Source organism: Magnetospirillum sp. XM-1 (assembly GCF_001511835.1).
Lineage (GTDB): Bacteria > Pseudomonadota > Alphaproteobacteria > Rhodospirillales > Magnetospirillaceae > Phaeospirillum.
In genome coordinates this window covers 832,272-850,991 of the sequence record NZ_LN997848.1, presented here as the reverse complement: position 1 = coordinate 850,991, position 18,720 = coordinate 832,272, and the positions used below count along the sequence as shown (strand labels likewise).

General features: G+C 67.0%; 16 protein-coding genes. 9 read left to right on the top strand and 7 right to left on the bottom strand.

Going from position 1 to position 18,720, the window contains the following annotated elements; translation table 11 throughout:
* Positions 1-3: 3 nt before the first annotated feature.
* The 4 genes from XM1_RS04110 to XM1_RS04095 are packed head-to-tail and all read left to right on the top strand — an operon-like array spanning position 4 to position 4,230.
* A complete protein-coding gene (locus tag XM1_RS04110) occupies positions 4-903 on the top strand; it encodes a sugar phosphate isomerase/epimerase (protein WP_156428637.1) in 900 nt (299 codons plus the stop codon).
* Entirely contained in the window at positions 900-2,381 is a 1,482-nt protein-coding gene (locus XM1_RS04105; RefSeq protein WP_068430168.1) for a radical SAM protein, read from the top strand. Before XM1_RS04110 ends, XM1_RS04105 begins: the two co-directional genes overlap by 4 nt.
* Positions 2,378-3,502: a 2-aminoethylphosphonate--pyruvate transaminase gene (locus XM1_RS04100; RefSeq protein ID WP_068430165.1), complete on the top strand. Its 1,125-nt coding sequence runs from the start codon at positions 2,378-2,380 to the stop codon at positions 3,500-3,502. Before XM1_RS04105 ends, XM1_RS04100 begins: the two co-directional genes overlap by 4 nt.
* Entirely contained in the window at positions 3,496-4,230 is a 735-nt protein-coding gene (locus XM1_RS04095; RefSeq protein WP_197603102.1) for an NTP transferase domain-containing protein, read from the top strand. The genes XM1_RS04100 and XM1_RS04095 overlap by 7 nt, the downstream gene beginning before the upstream one ends.
* A gap of 9 nt (positions 4,231-4,239) precedes the next feature.
* Here the strand turns inward: XM1_RS04095 and XM1_RS04090 are convergent, their stop codons facing one another.
* The 4 genes from XM1_RS04090 to asnB are packed head-to-tail and all read right to left on the bottom strand — an operon-like array spanning position 4,240 to position 8,904.
* The gene (locus XM1_RS04090; RefSeq protein WP_068430161.1) at positions 4,240-5,328 is read right to left on the bottom strand and encodes a DegT/DnrJ/EryC1/StrS family aminotransferase; all 1,089 of its coding nucleotides are present in this window, start codon (positions 5,326-5,328) and stop codon (positions 4,240-4,242) included.
* A complete protein-coding gene (locus XM1_RS04085; RefSeq protein ID WP_068430159.1) occupies positions 5,325-6,161 on the bottom strand; it encodes a polysaccharide deacetylase family protein in 837 nt (278 codons plus the stop codon). Before XM1_RS04085 ends, XM1_RS04090 begins: the two co-directional genes overlap by 4 nt.
* On the bottom strand, positions 6,158-7,150 hold the full coding sequence (locus XM1_RS04080) for a GNAT family N-acetyltransferase (protein ID WP_068430157.1): 993 nt from the start codon (positions 7,148-7,150) through the stop codon (positions 6,158-6,160). Before XM1_RS04080 ends, XM1_RS04085 begins: the two co-directional genes overlap by 4 nt.
* Positions 7,147-8,904 (bottom strand): asparagine synthase (glutamine-hydrolyzing), encoded by a 1,758-nt coding sequence (asnB, locus tag XM1_RS04075; protein WP_068430155.1) that lies wholly within the window; start codon positions 8,902-8,904, stop codon positions 7,147-7,149. Before asnB ends, XM1_RS04080 begins: the two co-directional genes overlap by 4 nt.
* A 132-nt stretch (positions 8,905-9,036) precedes the next feature.
* Between asnB and XM1_RS04070 the strand changes: the two genes are divergently transcribed.
* Genes XM1_RS04070 through XM1_RS04050 form a run of 5 tightly spaced genes read left to right on the top strand, consistent with a single transcriptional unit; the run spans position 9,037 to position 15,129 of the window.
* Positions 9,037-9,594: a 3'-5' exonuclease gene (locus tag XM1_RS04070; protein ID WP_068430153.1), complete on the top strand. Its 558-nt coding sequence runs from the start codon at positions 9,037-9,039 to the stop codon at positions 9,592-9,594.
* Between the two features lie 8 nt (positions 9,595-9,602).
* On the top strand, positions 9,603-11,759 hold the full coding sequence (locus XM1_RS04065; RefSeq protein ID WP_068430150.1) for a bi-domain-containing oxidoreductase: 2,157 nt from the start codon (positions 9,603-9,605) through the stop codon (positions 11,757-11,759).
* A 2-nt stretch (positions 11,760-11,761) separates the two neighbouring features.
* Positions 11,762-12,778 carry a glycosyltransferase family 4 protein gene (locus XM1_RS04060; protein ID WP_231920684.1) on the top strand — a complete coding sequence of 339 codons (1,017 nt, stop codon included), beginning with the start codon at positions 11,762-11,764 and terminating at the stop codon, positions 12,776-12,778.
* The gene (locus XM1_RS04055) at positions 12,775-13,731 is read left to right on the top strand and encodes an SDR family oxidoreductase (protein ID WP_068430147.1); all 957 of its coding nucleotides are present in this window, start codon (positions 12,775-12,777) and stop codon (positions 13,729-13,731) included. Before XM1_RS04060 ends, XM1_RS04055 begins: the two co-directional genes overlap by 4 nt.
* 3 nt (positions 13,732-13,734) lie before the next feature.
* Entirely contained in the window at positions 13,735-15,129 is a 1,395-nt protein-coding gene (locus XM1_RS04050; protein WP_068430145.1) for a mannose-1-phosphate guanylyltransferase/mannose-6-phosphate isomerase, read from the top strand.
* On the opposite strand, the gene XM1_RS04045 is transcribed toward XM1_RS04050, so the two are convergent.
* The 3 genes from XM1_RS04045 to XM1_RS24475 are packed head-to-tail and all read right to left on the bottom strand — an operon-like array spanning position 15,117 to position 18,718.
* Positions 15,117-16,697 carry a heparinase II/III family protein gene (locus XM1_RS04045; RefSeq protein WP_068430143.1) on the bottom strand — a complete coding sequence of 527 codons (1,581 nt, stop codon included), beginning with the start codon at positions 16,695-16,697 and terminating at the stop codon, positions 15,117-15,119. The genes XM1_RS04050 and XM1_RS04045 overlap by 13 nt on opposite strands.
* Positions 16,698-16,718: 21 nt before the next feature.
* The gene (locus XM1_RS04040; protein WP_068430137.1) at positions 16,719-18,557 is read right to left on the bottom strand and encodes a carbamoyltransferase; all 1,839 of its coding nucleotides are present in this window, start codon (positions 18,555-18,557) and stop codon (positions 16,719-16,721) included.
* Between the two features lie 11 nt (positions 18,558-18,568).
* Positions 18,569-18,718: a DUF5989 family protein gene (locus XM1_RS24475; protein ID WP_008616124.1), complete on the bottom strand. Its 150-nt coding sequence runs from the start codon at positions 18,716-18,718 to the stop codon at positions 18,569-18,571.
* Positions 18,719-18,720: the final 2 nt, after the last annotated feature.

The window sequence follows — 18,720 nt, the reverse complement described above, 5'->3', positions numbered from 1 at the left end:
GAAATGGCTGTCGGACAGCTGCAGGTCTCATCTTCAGTCGAAGATCCGCCGGTGCCGCAACAGGTTCCAGTCGTTCACGACCATCCCTACCACCCTCCCGCCAATCTCATTCACCGTGGATTGGGGCGGTTCGAGATTCTCGACCTGAACCCGGCCATGGTGGAGCACATCCCATCCCTGTGCGCGACCATGGCGGAAGAAGGCCGGACGGGTCTCAGTGTCCACCTTCCGGTATTCCGCCCTCACTGGGCGCCTCAGTGCCATACCCATTGGTATTTTCTGCATGCCGACGGGGAGCGCCGGGAGCACTCGTTCCGATTGCTAGAACACGGCTTGGCCTGGGCTAGTCGGCTGAACGCCGATTATGCGGTTTGCCATCTCACCTTCGGCGAAACGGATACCACCGATCCGATCGAGGCTCGGCGTCTGGCTCATGCAGCCTGCAAACGCATCGCCGCCGCGGCTCGCTCGCATGGTGTGATGGTGGATGTGGAATTCGCCGCCTACAGCGATGGTTTTCACTCCGCAGAGGGCTTTATGGAGGCGCTGGCAGACCTGCCGGAACTGGGAATCTGCCTGGATGTGGGACACCTATGGATCGGCGCCGCACGACGCTGTCGTGATCCGCTCAAGGATGCCGCCATCCTGGCTTCCCGCATCCGCTCCATGCATCTGTGGCACGGACGGTCCGGCCTGCGCGAAAGGCGCCCCCTGCATCCCGACAATCAAGCAAAAGATGGCTGGTTCGATATCCCGGCGCTCCTGGACACGGTTCTCGGCCAGGCCCCTTACCCGGCCATCATCTTTGAATACCCCGTTGATCGGGTCACCTCAGACATTCAGCAAGGCTACGACTGGATTGCCGGACTGCTCGGCGCCCCGTGGCAAAGGAGCCGACCATGAAGGAATTTCGGGTACTGTTGATCAACAGCAACACTATGCTTGATACGTTGATCACGGCAGGAATCGGCGTCCTGGCCGGTTGTGTCAAAGAGGCTGGATTCGGTATCCGTCTGTTCGACACCACTTTCTATCGCACCGCCGACATCACCGGCGACGAGGCCCGCGCCCGGGCCTTGCAGGTCCGCCCCACCCGACTCGAGGATTTTGGGGTCGCTCCCGCCGATGTGGACGTAGTCGAGGACTTTGTCCGGGTGGTCGAAGAGTACAAGCCCGATCTGATCGGCCTGTCCTGTATCGAGGTGACCTGGGAACTGGGCGCAAGATTGCTGGAGGCTGTCGCCGGGCGGGGAATTCCCACCGTAGCCGGCGGTCCCTTTCCCACATTCGCTCCCGAGATGTGCATCCGCCACCCGGCGGTGGACATGGTGTGCGTCGGCGAGGGTGAGGAGGCCCTGGTTGAACTGTGCCAGCGCCTGCGTGACGGCCAGGATCATTCGGACGTACTCAACCTCTGGGTCAAGCAGAACGGTAAGGTCTACAAGAATGCCGTCCGTCCCCCGGTGGACCTGACGAGCCTGCCGCCGCAGGATTGGGAAGTCTATGACCGTCGCCGCTTCTGGAAGCCCATGGGTGGCCGGGTTTCGGTCACTGGGGCGTTCGAGATGAACCGGGGTTGCCCCTATTCCTGCACCTACTGCATCAATTCCGGATACAATGAGCTCTACTCGGATAAATATTACCGCGAAAAGAATATCGATCGCCTGATCGACGAGATGGTCGAGAAGAAGGAACGCTACCAACTGGCCTATTGCTACTTAGTGGCGGAAAGCTTCCTAACCACCCCTTTGAAGCGGATTGAACGCTTCGTCCAGTTGTATCGCGAGAAGGTCAATCTGCCGTTCTGGGTGGAAGTCCGTCCCGAATCGGTAACCCGCGAAAAGATCGACCTGCTGGTCGGCATCGGCTGCGAAAGCGTCAGCGTCGGGGTAGAAAGCGGTAATTATGACCTGCGCAAGAACGTGCTCGGCCGCCTGATCAGCGACGACACCATTTTGCGAGCCTTCGACGTGCTACGCGAGACCAAGCTGCGGATTTCGGCCAACAATGTCATCGGGTTTCCCGGCGAGACCCGCGAAATGATCTTCGAAACCATCGAGTTGGACCGCAAGATTGCCCCCGATGGGGTGATCGTGGGCTATTTCAGCCCCTACAAGGGCAGCAAGCTGCGCGAGGTCTGCGAATTGGAGGGCCTGATCAGAGAGGACGAAATCGCCGGCGATTACCGGGTCGGCCCCACCCTTGATATGCCGCAGATGAGCAAAGTCGAGCTGTCGGGACTGCATCGCACCTTCCCGCTCTATGTCAAATTCCCCCGCGAGGAATGGGGCGACATCCGCCGGGCCGAAGCCGACACTCCCGAAGGCAATGCCCTGTTCATGGAATACACCGAGCGTTACCGCCGGGAATTCCTGAAATGAGCAGCGCGCCGCTTCCTCGCCGGCTACTGTTGACGCCGGGGCCACTGTCGGTGGCGTCGGCGACTCGGGCGGCCATGTTGACCGATTACGGCTCGCGGGAGGAAAGCTTCCTGGCCCTGACCGGCAGCATCCGTTCCCGGCTGGAAGCCTTGGCGGGGGCCGGCGACAGCCATGTCTGCGTCCCTATTCAAGGCAGCGGCACCTTCGCGGTGGAAGCGACCTTGGGCACCTTGCTGCGCCCCACAGATATGCTCCTGATCTTGGCCAACGGCGTCTATGGCCGGCGAATGGCTGAAATCTGCCGCCGGCTTGGCCGCCCTCATCAGGTCATGGAATTCCCCGAAACCGAACCGGTCTCGGCCAAGGCGCTGGATGACGCCCTGGCGGCCTCGCCCCACATGACCCATGTGTCGGTAGTGTGGTGCGAGACCACATCGGGAATCCTCAATCCCCTCGACGATATCGCCCATGTCGCCGCCGCCCGTGGGAAAAAGCTGATCGTCGATGCCATCAGCGCCTTTGGCGCCCTGCCCCTGGACCTCAGCACCCTACCGGCAGAAGCGGTGGTGGGCTCGGCCAATAAATGCCTGGAAGGTGTCCCCGGCCTGGCCTTCGTGCTGGCCGACAAGGCGACCCTGTCGGCAGCCGCGGGCAATTGCCCCAGCCTGTCCCTGGATTTGCACGACCAGTGGACGGGTTTTACCAAGACCGGGCAGTGGCGTTTCACCCCTCCAACCCATGTGATCGCCGCATTGGATCAGGCCCTGATTACCCTGGAGGCCGAAGGCGGTCCCGCCGCCCGGCTGCTCCGCTATAGCCGAAACCGGGACCGGCTGGTCGAGGCGATGACGCGATTGGGATTCGAGCCGCTGCTGCCGCTATCGCTGCAATCGCCCATCATCGTCTCTTTTCACATGCCCTCCGCCCCGGATTTTTGTTTTTCCACCTTCTATCACCTGCTCGAAAAGCGTCAGGTGGTGATTTATCCGGGCAAGCTGACCCAGGGCGAAACCTTTCGAATGGGCTGTATCGGCGACCTTGATATCGCCGATATGGAGCGGGCCGTCGCCATGGTGGCCGAAGTACTCGGGACAATGAAGCGGGAGAAAATCAAATGCTGAGAGCCGTCATCCTTGCCGCCGGCCGCGGCCTGCGGCTGGGAAGCCCCCTGGGCGACCAGCCCAAGATCATGCTGTCCTTCGGTGGCAAGACCTTGCTGAAACGCCATCTTGCCATGCTGCAAGGTTTCGGCGTGAACGAGGTGGTAATCGCCACCGGTTTTCACGCCGGAATTATCGAGCAAGCCTTGGCTGGACACCCCGGAATCCGAACTATTTCCAATCCCGATTTTGAACGGGGCAGTGTCGTCACCCTGCATCGTCTGGGGCCGGCCCTGACCGCCGGCGGCGACGTGCTGGTGATGGACGCCGACGTCTTGTGTCACCCCGATATGGTCCGACCGTTGCTCGAACCTGGCGACGACATCCGGTTCCTGCTGGACCGAGATTTCGAGCCGGGCGACGAGCCGGTCAAATTACTGCTCGACAATGGTAAACCGGTGGAGTTTCGAAAGAAGGTTGATCCCGTACGCCACGACACCGTCGGTGAATCGGTCGGCTTCTTCCGTTTTTCCGCCACCATGGCCGGACGCTTGGCGAAGCGAGCTGCCGAATACGTGGCCGCCGGACGCCTGGATGAGCCATATGAGGAGGTCATTCGCGATCTGGTCCTGGCTGGAACCGGCCGCCAGACCGCATCGGACATCACCGGCCTGCCCTGGGTCGAAATCGACTTTCCCGCCGATGTGGAACGGGCCGCCACCGACATTCTACCCCGCCTTCCAAACTGAAAGCGAATATCAGCCCGCCCGGTGGATCAGTTCCGCCGTTTCGATGCCCTGATGCACCGGAAAGCACAGCAGATGGGCTCGCAGGGCCAGGGCGCGGGCATGGCTGGCGGGGGCGGCCTTCACTTCGGGAGCTAGGTCGGGCCAGCTTTCCACGGGAATACCCCGGCCGCGATAGACCTCGAAGCGCTGGGAGGCGACGTCCGGCGACCCGCACCGCATGACCAGCCGGTAAGGGGTGGCGGATCCCGGGTCGAACAGCGGCTCCCAACCGGCGACCCGGTTCAGGACCTCCAGCAGGGCCAGGGCGTTGCGCCGCCGCCGGGCCACCACCCGGGGCAGGGACGGGCGGACCGCGGCCAGCAGGGCAAGGGCCCGAGGAGCCAGGGTGGGCGTGTCGGGCAGGTGGCCCTCGGGCGGATCATCCTCGAAGCGCTGGGGTCCCTGGCGGGTGGCCGGCGGCAGCAGCCAGCCGGGCGCCACCTTCTGAATCAGCCGCTTGGCCAGCCAGCCGCGCAATGAGGGCGAAGAGCCCGGCGGCGCAGCGAGGGCCTCGTCGGGCGCGCGGCACACCACCAGACCACCCTGGGGCACCGCCAAGTGCTTGTGCGGGCTCCACAGCACGAAGTCGCCGGTCTGACCCACACCGTCCATGGGCGCCAGCACATGGGCGCAATCCTCGATCAGCAGGGCACCCGCCTGGCGACAGAATTCAAGGGCCGCACCCATGGCGGCGGGCAGGCCGAAATAATGCACCGCCAGGACCAGATCGGGCGCCTCAGCCAGGGCCAGATGGCGGCATTCCTGCCAATCGGGCTCCAGATCGAGGCCCACGGGGTAGAAAATCGGGGAAATGCCGTCCCGTCGCACCGGGTCAAGGCTGGCGTTGCAGAAATAGTCGGGCACCCAGAGCCGGGGCGGACGACCGTGCCGGCGGCGCCAGGAGGCGACGATGGCGGCCAGGCCGTGGGCGGAGCGCGAAAACCATACCGCCTTGTCGGCGGGCAAGGTCCAGGGCGCGGCCGCCACGTCGCCATCTGTCGCGACACCCAGCAGCGCCGCCAGATCCATCCAGCCGGGCAGCGGGGCGCCGGTGATCATGACGCCATCTCTTCCAGGCGGCGCAGGCGGCCTCGGTAGAGGGGGGCCATCCCGCCTTCCGCCGCCAGCAGGCGCAATGCGGGCGGAGCGCCAAGATCGACGGATTCCGCCGGCAGGGCCAGGGGATGGCTGCCGGCATGGGCCAAACCCCGCACGCCCGACCGGCATAAGGGAAAGTGGCGGCCGATGATTCCGAGAGCAGTCCTATCGATATTGGCCACATCGCCGAAAGGAAAGGCGAACCAGGGCGAGGTCTGCCCCAAGACAGCCGCCATGCGGGTCTTGGCGATTCCGACCTCGTCCTCCAGCTCCCCGGCCTCGAGTCCGACCAGGGAAACGTGCCGGGCGGAATGACAGCCGATTTCATGGCCCGACGCAGCCAATCCCTTGAGCTGCTCCCAATCCATCAGGTCCAGGCCGTCCGCCCCCCGTCTGCCGCGAAAGATGTTGGCGCCGATGGCCGCCCGGCGGTCTTCCGGCGCCATGTCCACCAATGCAGGGCAGACGAAGAACAGCGCCTTGACCCCCAGCGGGTCCAGGATCTCCCGGGTCAGCCGGAAGTTGGACCGAAAGCCATCGTCGAAGCTCAGCAGAACCGGGGCCTTGCCGTCCGCGGGTGCCCCCCCAGCCAGGCGGGCCTCGGCCTGGCCGGGGGTGATCAAGCCGGCACTTCGTTGCAGTACGGCAATGAGATCCGCCAGGGCGGCGAACTGCGCCTCGGGCACGTCGTGCAGAATCAGGATCCGTACCGCGCCCGGCGGATTGGCGCGCAGGGGGCCAGTGGCACGCCAGGCGGCCAGGGCCAGGGGAGCGGCCAAAGTGCGCAGGCTCATGATGGCGCTCCGTCGGCCAGGGCCAGGGTGCGGCCCACTTTGTAGCGGACCAGCCGGGCCAGGGGATTGATCCCGAGGCAATCAACCTCTTCGGCCAGTCGATAGGGAATTCCGCACACTCCTTCCTTGAAATCCCGAATCCCCGCCGGCGTACGTTCGGGGTCCAGGCCTCCCAGATCCAGGAATTCAGCACCCCGCCGCTTCACGTCCACCAGGGCCCGCCACAGCAGCAGTTGGCCGGCGCCCAGGCGCCGCCCGGCCTCGGTGCCATAGCCCGCCAGGTATTCGGCGCCCTTGGCGTAGCGGGCCATCAGCACGCCGCCCACCACCTCGTCCCCGACACGGGCCACATAGGCCAGCGGACGCAGATGCTCCAGGCTGCGCTCATTCAGGGCGGCCAGAAGGGCGGGGGTCACCGTGGTCGGCACCCGGCGCTCCGCCAGGAAACGGCCGTAGCCGACGAGGAAATCGCCAAGATCGTCCTCGGCGTCATCGACCGCCGGGCCTTCCCGCTCGGCCTTGTTCAGGGTGTTGCGCCACTTGCCGCTCAGGCCCTTGCGCAGCACCGCCTCATCAGGGCGCAGGTCCAGCAGGGCGGACGCCCAGCCCAACCGTGACGCCGGGCGAAATCCCGGCGGTGGCGCCTGATCGGCCACGGCCGGGGCGACCCGCAGATAGAACCCCCGGGCGCCGTAATGCCGGCGCAGGGCGGCGAAAGCCGGAGCGGAATCCCGGCCCGGAGCTAGAAGCGGGCCGCGATTGATCCAGGCGAGGCCACCCAGACCCAGGGGCAGATGGCGGATCATCACCTGCACCATTCCCACCAGAAGACCGGCCTCGCGGTACTCCAGCCGCTCCACCTGCCAGCCGCCCTCGTCCACCTTGGCGGCGCCATAGGCCCAGCTTTGCAGCAGGTTGGCCCCGGCAAAGCCGCCCAAGGCCGCTTCCCAGGCCGGTTGGTCCATGGTGGTGGGGGCCAGACTGATCATGCCTGAAACGCCCCATGAACCTGCCGCGCCCAGCCGCGCAGGCTGGACGCCCCCAGCCATTGCGCCACGGGAACGAAGAAACCGGTCTTGGGCCGGTTCAGCAATTCGGGCGGTAGGGCCGGACGGGCGCAAGCCGCCATGTCCTGCTTGCCCGGCGGGCGAGCGCCGCGCGCCAGGGGCAGCACGGCGCGCAGCAGATCCACATCCACCAGGGGCACGCGGATTTCCAGGGAATGGGCCATGCCGGCCCAGTCGCTGTCGCGCAGCAGCTGATTGCGCATGTAGAACCCGGTCTCCAGGGCCGAAACCCGCAGCCTCGGCGACGATATTCCGCCGGCGGCCGCCTCGAGACGGGCTGGGGCCGCCAGCGCCTTCCAGCCGTCCCGCGCCATGTCGGGGTCCATCACCCCAGGCAACTCCCAGGGCATGAACAGGGCGCGGCGCAGCAGATAGGCATCGCCGAAGCTGGTGCCCCATTCCAGCAGCCCCGCCGTCTTGGGCGAGGCAAAGCAGCCGATCCACGGACTGAGGCCCATGCGCAAAACCTTCCCCAGGCCACGCAAGGGCCGCAGGGGACCAAGCGCCCCGACCAGACGGGGAATCTGGGAAAAGGAATCATAGCCGCCGAACAATTCGTCGCCACCCAGGCCCGATAGCGCCACCTTCAATCCCGAACGGGCGGCGGCGCGGGCCACGAACCAGGTGTTGACCCCGTCGACGCTGGGCTGGTCCATGTCGGCCAGCAATTGGCCGCGCGCCTGGGCAAAATCGGCGGCGGTCACCCGGCTGGTGGTATGATCCAGGCGGTAATGGGCGGCCACCCGCTCGGCCAGGGGAACTTCGTCCTGGGGCTTGCCCTCGAATTCGGCGAATCCCAGGGTGATGGAGTTCACCGGCCCCTCGCTCGCCTCGCGCACCAGGGCCGCCAGGGTGGTGGAATCCAGCCCACCCGATAGGAACAGCCCCACCGGCACGTCCGCTTCCAGGTGGGCCTTGACGCTGCCGGCCAGGGCCGCGTGCAACATATCGATATCGAAATTTCTCTCGCCCGCCGCCGCCAATTCCTGGCCCAGGTCAAAGAAGCGGCCTTCGTCACGTCGCCCCGCCTCGTCCTGCCACAGCCAGGACCCGGCGGGCAGGGGGCGGATGGAACGGTACAGGGTATGGGGCTCGGGCACATGGCCCCACAGAAAGAAGCCGGCATGGCCGGCGGGATCGGGTGCGGTTTCGATGGCGCCGCCGGCCAGCAGCGCCTTGACCTGGGACGCCGCCCGCAGGCAGCCACCCTGATCGGAGACATAAAGGGGCTTGATGCCGAAGGAATCGCGGGCCAGCAGCATGCCCCGGGCCTCATGGTCCCACAGCGCCAGGGCGAACATGCCGCGCAGGCGGGGCAGCACGGCCTTGCCCCAATGCCGCCAGCCCTCCAGGATCACCTCGGTATCGGTGTGGGAGCGGAACACCGCCCCCAGGCTCTCCAGCTCTGCCCGCAAGGCGCGGTAATTGTAGATCTCGCCGTTGAACACCAGGGCGAGCCGCCCGTCGGCGCTGGCCATGGGCTGGGCCCCGGCCGGCGACAGATCGATGATGGCCAGACGCCGATGGGCCAGGCCGACCCGGCCGCCGGGCGAGACCCAGCTAGCGGCGCCGTCGGGGCCACGCAGCCGCATGGCGTCGCGGATTCGGGTCAGTTCGTCGCCTTGAACCGGCGCAGCCTCGGGCTGATAGGCGAAGATGGCGGCCAGACCGCACATGGAGCTTGGTTTCCGGAAAAGGAAGTTGGTCCGTATATATCGCGCCGGGATCAGCCTAGGCTAGGCCTTTGCTTGACATCCCCTACCCGCTTCAGTACCTCAGGACCGACCTCAAGGGCCAGGGTGGCTAGGGTGACGGGTATCGTTGTCTACGATCTGGAATACACCACCTGGACCGGAGCGCGCGAGCGTCGATGGTCGGGACCCGGCGAACACCGCGAAGTAGTGCAGATCGGAGCCGTCCGCCTCGACGACGGCGCCGAATTGTCCCTGCTGGTCAAGCCCCGCATCAATCCGCGCTTAAGCGCCTATTTCACCGATCTGACCGGCGTCACCCAGGATCAGGTGGATCGCCACGGAATGGACTTTCCCGAGGCCCTCGGCCAGCTGGCCGATTTTGCCACCGGCGCCCGGCTGGCCTCCAACGGTGCCGACGAGGACGTATTGCGCGAGAATTGCGACCTCAACGGCACCGACTTTCCCTTCGACCGGCGCTGCCGCGACCTGGCGCCGCTGCTGATGGCCGCCGCCGGCGCCCAGGCCCACATCTACAGCTGCGAGATGGCCGCCACCTTCGGTCTGGCGACCGACCAGCAATCCCATGATGCTTTGGGCGATGCCCGTCAGGTAGCCCAGGTGCTTCGCCATCTGTTCAAGACCGGGCGCGTCCTTCCGTCCGATCTGCTATAAGGTCCGTTATGAAGCAAGTCATCCAAAGCACCCGCAGCGGCAAGCTCTCCCTGAAGCAGGTCCCCGACCCCAGGGTCCGGGCCGGTCATGTCCTGGTCGCCACCCGGGCCTCGCTGATCAGCGCCGGTACCGAGCGCATGGTCATCGACTTCGCCCGCAAAAGCCTGGCCGCCAAGGCCTCGGCCCGCCCCGACCTGGTACGCAAGGTGCTGGACAAGGCACGGCGCGACGGGCTGATCTCCACCTTCAAGGCGGTGATGGCCCGCCTGGACGAGCCCCTGCCGCTGGGCTATTCCGCCGCCGGCACCATCTCGGCCGTCGGCGCCGGGCTGGAGGGCGCCTTCGCCGCCGGCCAGCGGGTGGCCATGGCCGGAGCCGGGCTGGCCAATCACGCCGAGCTGAACGTGGTGCCACGCAATCTGGTGGCCGCCGTCCCCGACGACGTCACCGACGAGGAGGCCGCCTTCGGCACGGTGGGCGCCATCGCCATGGCCGGCATGCGCTCGCTGGGCGCGCAATTGGGCGACGTGGTGGCGGTGCTGGGCGTCGGACTGGTGGGACAGCTGGCGGTGCAATTGCTGGCGCTGCAGGGCGCCCGGGTCATCGCGCTCGATGTCAACCCGGAACGACTGGCCCTGGCCAAGGCCATGGGGGCCGAACTGACCTGGGTGCTGGGCGAGCACGGCCTGAGCGAGGCGGTGGCGGCGCTGACCGGCGGCGTCGGCTGCGACTCGGTGCTGATCGCCGCGGCGACCGAGTCGTCGGAACCCCTGGCCCTGGCCGCCGAACTGGCCCGCGACCGCGCCAAGGTCGTCCTGGTGGGCAAGACCGGTACCGAATTCGACTATGCCGCCTATATGAAGAAAGAGCTGACGCTGTCCGTGTCGCGCTCCTACGGCCCCGGACGCTACGACGAGGATTTCGAATCCCGCGGCGTCAAGTATCCGGTGGGCTGGGTGCGCTGGACCGAGGCCGAGAACCTGCGCGAATGCGTCCGCCTGATGAGCCGGTCGCTCCCCCGCCGCCTGGACGTGGGGGCGCTGATCACCCATCGTTTCGCCTTCGACGACGCGGAAGACGCCTACCGTCTGGTCACCGGCGGCTCCGAGCCCCATCTGGGCGTGGTTCTCAACTATGGCGAAGGACAGGCCAGAGCCGAATCCAAGGTCTTCCCGGCGACCAAGGCCGCAGCCGGACGCTGCACCATGGGGGTGATTGGCGCCGGCAATTTCGCCCGCACCGTCCTGCTGCCCGAGCTGGCGCGCCTGCCCAACGTGGAGCTGCGGACGCTATGCACCCAGCGCGGCCAGACCGCCGAGCATGGCCAGCAGACCTTCGGCTTCGCCAACGCCACCACCGACGTGGATCTGGTGCTGAACGACCCTTCCATCAACGCGGTGCTGGTGGCCACCCGTCACGGCAACCACGCCGAGATGACCGCCCGGGTTCTGGCGACCGGCAAGTCGGTTCTGGTGGAAAAGCCCCTGGCGCTGGACCGGGATCAGCTCAACCGGGTGATCACCGCCCGGCAAGGCTCGCCCGGCTTCTTCACAATCGGCTTCAACCGCCGCTTCGCGCCGCTGACCCTCAAGGCCCGCGCCCATCTGGCCCGCCATCCCGGCCCCAAGGTGCTGATGCTGCGGGTCAATGCCGGCGCCTTGCCGGCGGAAAGCTGGGTCAATGCCGCCGAGGAAGGGGGCGGACGCATTCTGGGCGAGCTTTGCCACTTCATCGACCTCGCCCGCGTCCTGGCCGGTTCACCCATCGCCACGGTCCAGGCGGAAAGCGCCGCCGTGACCCATGGCGGCTGTAACGACCTGTCCGTCACCCTCGCCTTCAAGGACGGCTCCTTGGCCACCATCGTCTACACCGCCCAGGGCGATACCGCCCACAGCAAGGAACGCTTCGAGTGTTTCGCAGGCGGAACGGTGGCGGTGATCGACAATTTCCTGACGCTGGCCATTACCCAGGGCGGCCGCACCCGGACGGAAAAGTCCATGGGCCAGGACAAGGGCCATCGCGCCGAGCTGGACGCCTTCGTCCGCGCCGTGGCCAATGGCGGCCCGGCCCCCGCCGACGAGGCCGAACTGGTCGAGACCAGCCTAGCCACTATTGCCGTACTGGAGAGCCTGCGGGACGGCCGCCGGATCGGCCTGGAGGACTAGCGGTGGCGGTCCAGACGCTGACGGAGATCGGGCAGGCTTCCCTTTGGGCGGCTTTGGCGACCTTCGCCGCCAGTCTGGGAGCCACCCGCGCCGTGCTGGTCTGGCTGCGCCACCGGCAGATCCTCGACCATCCCAACGAGCGCTCCAGCCACAGCCTGCCCACGCCCCGGGGCGGCGGGCTGGCGGTCACGCCGGTCACCGTGGCGGCGTTGATCCTGGCCGCCTTCGCCGTCCCCGGCCAGCCCACCGCCCTGGCGGCCGGTGCCCTGGTGCTGATGGCCATCTCCTGGGTGGACGACCGCAAGGGACTGGCGCCGCTCCCCCGCTTCCTGGCCCAGGCCGCCGTCATCGCCGCCAGCCTGATCGGCCTCGGCGCCGAGGCCCTGGCCTTCCAGGGCCTGCTGCCCCTGTGGGCGGACCGCCTGCTGATCGGCCTGGGCTGGCTGTGGTTCGTCAATCTCTACAATTTCATGGACGGCATCGACGGCATCACCGGCGTGGAGAGCGCCGCCATCGGCCTGGGCCTGGCGGCCATCGCCGCCGTGATCGGCCTGGGCGGGCTGCTGCCACCCGCCCTGATCATCGCCGCCGCCGCCCTGGGCTTTCTGGTGTGGAACTGGCACCCGGCCCGTATCTTCCTGGGTGATTCCGGCTCCATCCCCCTGGGTTTCCTGCTGGGTGGGCTGCTGGTGCAGCTGGCGGTTGCCGGGCACTTGGCCGCCGCCCTGATTCTACCCGCCTATTACCTGGCCGACGCCACCATCACCCTGCTGTGGCGCCTCGGGGACGGCGAGCGCATCTGGCAGGCCCACCGCCGCCATTTCTACCAGCGCGCCGTGCGCGGCGGCCAAAGCCACGCCCGGGTATCGCTGCTGATCCTGGGCGGTAATGTCCTGCTGGTCGGCGCCGCCCTGCTGGCCGCCCTCGGTCATGCCGTCCCGGCGGTGGTCGCCGCCGTGCTGGTGGTCGGCGCGATGCTGGCGCAGATGACCCGCTGGGCGGGAGGAATCCTGCGATGACCATCCTGGTTACCGGCGCCAACGGCTTTGTCGGCCAGCCCCTGTGCCGCCGGCTGGTCGAACTGGGCCACGCGGTCGCCGGCGCGGTACGCGGCCAGCCCCATCTGCCCCACCGCGTCCTGCCGCGACCAGCCGGGCGGCTGGCCGCGGATGGCGACTGGAATGCCGCCCTTCAGGGAATGCAGGCGGTGGTGCATCTGGCCGCCCGCGTCCATGTGATGCACGACACCTCCCACGATCCCCTGGCCGAGTTCCGAGCCGCCAATGTGGCGGGAACCCTGCGGCTGGCCGAGCAGGCGGCAGGCGCGGGCATCGGTCATCTGGTGTTCCTCAGCTCCATCAAGGCCAATGGCGAGGAAACCACCGGCACGCTCTTCGGCCCCCTGAACGCCGCCCCGGTGGACCCTTACGGCATCTCCAAGCTGGAGGCCGAGCGGGGACTGGCCGACATCGCCGCCCGTACCGGGCTGGCGGTGACGGTTCTGCGCCCGCCCCTGGTCTACGGCCCCGGAGTGAAGGGCAATTTCCGCTCGCTGATCGGCCTGGTCGATCGCGGCCTGCCGCTGCCGCTGGGCTGCTGCACCGCCAACCGGCGCTCGCTGATCGGCCTGGGCAACCTGGTCGATGCCATCCGCGCCGTCCTCGACCAGCCGCCGGCTTCCGGCCAATGCCGCGTCTTCACCCTGTGCGACGCCGAGGCGCCAAGCACCGCCGGGCTGGTGCGGGGACTGGCCAGGGCACTGGGCCGTCCGGCCCGGCTGCTGCCGGTGCCCATCGGGTTGATGCGCCTGGGCGCCGGTCTGCTGGGCAGGGGCGCGGCCATCCAGCGCCTGACCGCCTCACTGGAAGTGGATGGTTCGGCCCTGGCCGAGGCCGTGGGCTGGGTGCCGCCCGAAACTCTGGACGAAGGACTGGCCGCCACCGCACATTGGTGGCGGAACAAGGAGAATTAAGCGATGACCACCCTCATTCCCGTCATCCTGTCCGGTGGCGCCGGCACCCGGCTGTGGCCGCTGTCGCGGGAATTGATGCCCAAGCAGCTGCTGAAGCTGACCGGAGAGCGGACCTTGCTGCAGGATACAGCGCTTCGCCTGGGCGTGCCGCCGGTGGTGGTGTGCAATGTGGAACACCGCTTCGTCGTCGCCGAGCAGCTGCGCGAGGTTGGGCTGGAACCCCGCGCCGTGGTCATCGAGCCGGTGGGACGCAACACCGCCCCGGCCGCGGCGGTGGCCGCCCTGATCCTGACAGACAGCGATCCCGACGGCCTGATGCTGCTGATGCCGTCCGACCATCTGATCGGCGACGTGCCCGCCTTTCACAAAGCCCTGGAATCCGCGATTCCGCTGGCCGAGGCGGGGCGTCTGGTCACCTTCGGCATCCAGCCCACCAATCCCAACACCGGCTACGGCTACATCAAGCGCGGCAAGGCGCTGGACGGCGGCTTCGAGGTGGAGCGCTTCGTCGAGAAGCCCGATCTGGCCACCGCCGAAACCTATGTCGCCTCGGGTGATTACACCTGGAACAGCGGTATTTTCCTACTGCCGGTGCGCCTGTTCCTCGACGAATTGTCCCGCCACGCCCCCGGCATGGCCGAATCGTGCAAGGCCGCCATCGACCAGGGCCGCTCGGACCTGTTCTTCTTCCGCCTGGACGACAAGGCCTTCGCCGCCATCGCCGGCCAGTCCATCGACTACGCGGTGATGGAAAAGTCGGACAAGGTGGCGGTGGTGCCGGTGGAGATGGGCTGGTCCGACATCGGCTCGTGGTCGGCGCTGTGGCAGGAATCGGGCCGCGATCTCGACGGCAACGCCATCCAGGGCGACGTCCTGGCCCTGGAAAGCTCGGGCTGCTACCTGCGCAGCCAAGGCCGGCTGGTCGCGGCGGTGGGCGTCAAGGATCTGGTGGTAATCGCCACCGACGACGCCGTGCTGGTGGCCGACAAGGCCCGCGACCAGGAGGTCAAGGCGGTGGTCGAGGCCCTGAAGCGCGAGGGCCGCCCCGAAGCCACCCAGGGCACCCGCGGCTGGCGCCCCTGGGGCTGGTACCAGACCGTCGAGCAGGGCGAGCGCTTCAAGGTCAAGCACATCCACGTGGACCCGGGCGCCAAGCTGTCGCTGCAAAAGCACTGGCACCGCTCCGAGCATTGGGTGGTGGTGCGCGGAACCGCCCTGGTCACCTGCGGCGACAACACCTTCGTGCTGCGCGAGAACGAATCCACCTTCATTCCCGCCGGCACCAACCACCGCCTGGAAAACCCCGGCAAGGTACCGCTGCGCCTGATCGAGGTGCAGTCGGGCGAATATGTGGGCGAGGACGACATCGTCCGCATCGAAGACGATTACGGGCGGTAGAACCGCCACGCCAGAACCGCCTTCTCCCCTGTCAGCGGGACGTCCACCCGGATGCAGCGGGTGAGCTCCATCTCATGGAAGCGGGGGGAATAGCGGGACTCGGTCAGGGACACCGCCAGGCCGGGTGCGGCGAAGCGCCAGACCGCGCCGCCCGCCGTGGACGCCACGATCCCGTCGCCGTCCGGCCGCGCCGTCACCGACGGATGCAGGTGGAACCGCGCCGTCAGAGTGTGGGCGGCCCCGGGACGCGCCGAAAACACCTCGTCGGTTCCCTCCAGCCGTCCCTCCTCCAGGGCCAGGGTGCGGCGATGGGTCAAGCCCAGACGGCTCCAGCCATCGAATTCCCCTGAGAACCGGCCTTCTCCACACGTCACGGCGAAACGCCCCGGCCGGCGGCCGAGGCGAAAGCCACCATAGACCTCGGCGCTGTCGCCGTCATCCACGCTCAAGGTGGAGTGGAAGGCGGTGCCCCGGAAACGATTGCGCCACGCCGCATCCTGATAGGCATAGGTGCCGCAATTGACCACCAGCGGATGGCCGCCGTCGAAGAATTCGAACGACAAGGTGTCGGCATGGGCGTGGGCCGGCAGATCGTCGGGGCAGCAGGGACCGCAATCCACCATCAGCCGGGCCGTTCCGGCCTCCAGCCGCCAATACCCCGCCTGGGGGAGCGCTGCAGGCACCGCCCCCTCGGGCACGTCCGCCGGACCGTCGGCGGTCCCGTCGTTGAACTGGGCCAGCATGCCGGGCGCCATGACGAAGAAGGCCGCCGCCGGGCGCATGCGCCCGATGGCCTCGGCGAGGAAGGCGGGCGGCGCCTCGAACAGCGCGGCCAGATCCTCCAGATCGCCCAATACCTGGTAATGGTAGCTGGGCGAGCGCTCGTAATGGCAGCCGTCGGAAAGAATCTGCCGCCCGATCTCGCCCTCCAGCACCCTCAGCGCTCCGGCCAAGGTTCCCTCATGACCGGGCAGGCACAAGGCAGCGGTAATGGCAGCCTTGAGGTTCTTGATCAGGTGATTGCCGCCCACGTCGCGCTCCCACACCCGCTCCAGGTGCCGGGCCTGGCGATGCAGCGAGCGGTGAAAGGCTTCGACGAATGCCGTATCGGCCCCCTGGCACAGGAATTGGGCATGGGCCAGCCACGACACCAGCCGCAGCGACAGGGGATAGGGATGCCAGGCCACCGGGTCGAAGCGCTCGAAGCGCGCCAGCCATTGGGCGACCAGGGCGCGGGCGGGCGGGCGGCCCTCTTCCCCCAGGGCACGCAGATCGGCCAGCCATTCGAAGTAATGCAGGGTGAAGCGCCACAACAGGGGCAGGCCGGGCGCGGCCCAGCCATCGGCCGGGCCTTCCAGGCCCACCAGCCTGATCCGGCCGGTCAGGATCAGCCGCCCGTTGGCCTCATGCCCCGGGGCGAACGGTGGCGCAAGAACCGGAGCGGCCGTCTCCTTGCCCAAGCGGCCCGAGGCCAGAGCCGTGCGGAAATACGCCAAGCGCGCCCGGTACCACAGGCGGTGAGCCACCTGAGCAGGGCGCAGATGCCGCAGAGTCCGCCACAGCCTCATCGCCACCCTCCCCCAAAGGGTCTAATCCAGTTCGAAGGCGTTCTTGTAATCCAGCTTGAGCGCCGGATCCTGCTCTTCCTTCCTGAGGAAGCAATTGCCCACCACCAGCACCTCGATCTCGCTGCCCATGAAGCAGCGGAAAGCATCCTCGGGGGTGCAGACGATGGGCTCGCCGCGCACGTTGAAGCTGGTGTTGACCACCACGGGGCAGCCTGTCCGCGCCTTGAAGGCCGAGATCAGCGCGTGGTAGCGCGGATTGGTGTCGGCGTGGATGGTCTGGACGCGGGCCGAGTAATCCACGTGGGTCACCGCCGGAATCCCTGAGCGCGGCACGTTCAGCTTGTCGATGCCGAACAGCTTCTCCTCGTCCGCGGTCATGGCGCGGCGGTGTTTTTCCGCCACCGGGGCGACCAGCAGCATATAGGGCGAATCGCCGTCCAGGTCGAACCACTGGGCCACGTCCTCCCGCAGCACGCTGGGGGCGAAGGGGCGGAAGCTTTCGCGGTACTTGACCTTGAGATTCAGCGTCTTCTGCATGGAGGGCGAACGGGGATCGCCCAGAATGGAGCGGCCGCCCAGCGCGCGCGGGCCGAATTCCATGCGGCCCTGCATCCAGCCCACCGCCTTTTCCTCGGCCAGGGCCTGAGCGGTCGCCTCGATCACCTGATCCTCGCCCATCACCTCGAACCTGGCGCCGGCGGCGGCGAGGCGCGCCTCGATATCGGCCTGTTCGAAGACGGGGCCGAGATAGGAGCCCTTCATGGCATCCTTGCCGGGTGTGACGGTGCGAGGCTGGCCCTTGAAGATGTGATAGCCGGCCAAAGCCGCACCCAGCGCCCCGCCGGCGTCGCCGGCCGCCGGCTGAATCCAGATATTGTCGAAGATGCCTTCGCGCAGGATCTTGCCGTTGGAGACGCAGTTGAGCGCCACGCCGCCGGCCAGGCACAGGTTCCTCGCACCCGTCTCCTTCTTGATGCCGCGGCACAGCTTGGAGACGATGATCTCGGTCACCTCCTGGATGGAGGCGGCGATGTCCATGTGGAATTGGGTCAGCGGGTCCTTGTCCGCCTTGCGCACCGGCTGGCCGAACAGCGCGGCGAAACGCCCGTTGGTCATGGTGAGCCCGGTGCAGTAGTCGAAATACGACTGGTCCAGGCGGAAGGAGCCGTCTTCCTTGAGATCGACCAGAGTGTCGAGGATCAGCCTGGTGTATTTCGGTTCACCATAGGGCGCCAGGCCCATCAGCTTGTATTCGCCGGAATTGACCTTGAAGCCGGTGTAGTAGGTGAAGGCGGAATAGAGCAGCCCCAGGGAATGGGGGAAGTGCAGCTCCTTGTGAATCTCGAGCTTGTTGCCCGAACCCATGGCCAGCGAGGTGGTCGTCCACTCGCCCACCCCGTCCATGGTCAGCACCGCCGCGTCCTCGAAGGGGGAGGGAAAGAAGGCGCTGGCCGCGTGACTGAGATGGTGCTCGGCGAACAGCAGCTTATTCATCCAGTCGAAATCGGGCGCGAAGCGCTTGAATTCCTTGGCCAGCAGATCCTTTTGGAACAGCTTTTCCTTCAGCCACACCGGAATGGCGGTCTTGAACGACGAAAAGCCCTTGGGGGCGAAGGCCACATAGGTTTCCAGCAGCCGCTCGAATTTGAGGAACGGTTTGTCGTAGAACACCACGTTGTCCAGGTCGTTGAGACCGATCCCGGCCTCGGCCAGGCAATAGGCGACGGCATTCTCGGGAAAGGCGGCGTCGTGCTTCTTGCGGGTGAAGCGCTCTTCCTGGGCGCAGGCGACGATGCGGCCATCCTCGATCAGGGCGGCGGCGCTGTCGTGGTACAGGGCGGAGAGGCCGAGGATGCGCAAATCCGCCCTCGCTAGAACAGGGTGTAGATGAAAGGCGCCACCGCCGAACCCTGCGACAGGACGATCAGGCCGCCGAACACCACCATCATGATCAGGATGGGCAGCAGCCAGAACTTCTTGCGCTCGCGCAGGAATTGCCAAAGCTCGATGAGGAAGCTCAACT

Bases quoted from the DNA above. Each gene is read 5' to 3' on its own strand.
- XM1_RS04110 (WP_156428637.1), top strand. From the start codon at position 4: ATGGCTGTCGGACAGCTGCAGGTCTCATCTTCAGTCGAAGATCCGCCG.
- XM1_RS04105 (WP_068430168.1), top strand. From the start codon at position 900: ATGAAGGAATTTCGGGTACTGTTGATCAACAGCAACACTATGCTTGAT.
- XM1_RS04100 (WP_068430165.1), top strand. From the start codon at position 2,378: ATGAGCAGCGCGCCGCTTCCTCGCCGGCTACTGTTGACGCCGGGGCCA.
- XM1_RS04095 (WP_197603102.1), top strand. From the start codon at position 3,496: ATGCTGAGAGCCGTCATCCTTGCCGCCGGCCGCGGCCTGCGGCTGGGA.
- XM1_RS04090 (WP_068430161.1), bottom strand. From the start codon at position 5,328: ATGATCACCGGCGCCCCGCTGCCCGGCTGGATGGATCTGGCGGCGCTG.
- XM1_RS04085 (WP_068430159.1), bottom strand. From the start codon at position 6,161: ATGAGCCTGCGCACTTTGGCCGCTCCCCTGGCCCTGGCCGCCTGGCGT.
- XM1_RS04080 (WP_068430157.1), bottom strand. From the start codon at position 7,150: ATGATCAGTCTGGCCCCCACCACCATGGACCAACCGGCCTGGGAAGCG.
- asnB (WP_068430155.1), bottom strand. From the start codon at position 8,904: ATGTGCGGTCTGGCCGCCATCTTCGCCTATCAGCCCGAGGCTGCGCCG.
- XM1_RS04065 (WP_068430150.1), top strand. From the start codon at position 9,603: ATGAAGCAAGTCATCCAAAGCACCCGCAGCGGCAAGCTCTCCCTGAAG.
- XM1_RS04055 (WP_068430147.1), top strand. From the start codon at position 12,775: ATGACCATCCTGGTTACCGGCGCCAACGGCTTTGTCGGCCAGCCCCTG.
- XM1_RS04050 (WP_068430145.1), top strand. From the start codon at position 13,735: ATGACCACCCTCATTCCCGTCATCCTGTCCGGTGGCGCCGGCACCCGG.
- XM1_RS04045 (WP_068430143.1), bottom strand. From the start codon at position 16,697: ATGAGGCTGTGGCGGACTCTGCGGCATCTGCGCCCTGCTCAGGTGGCT.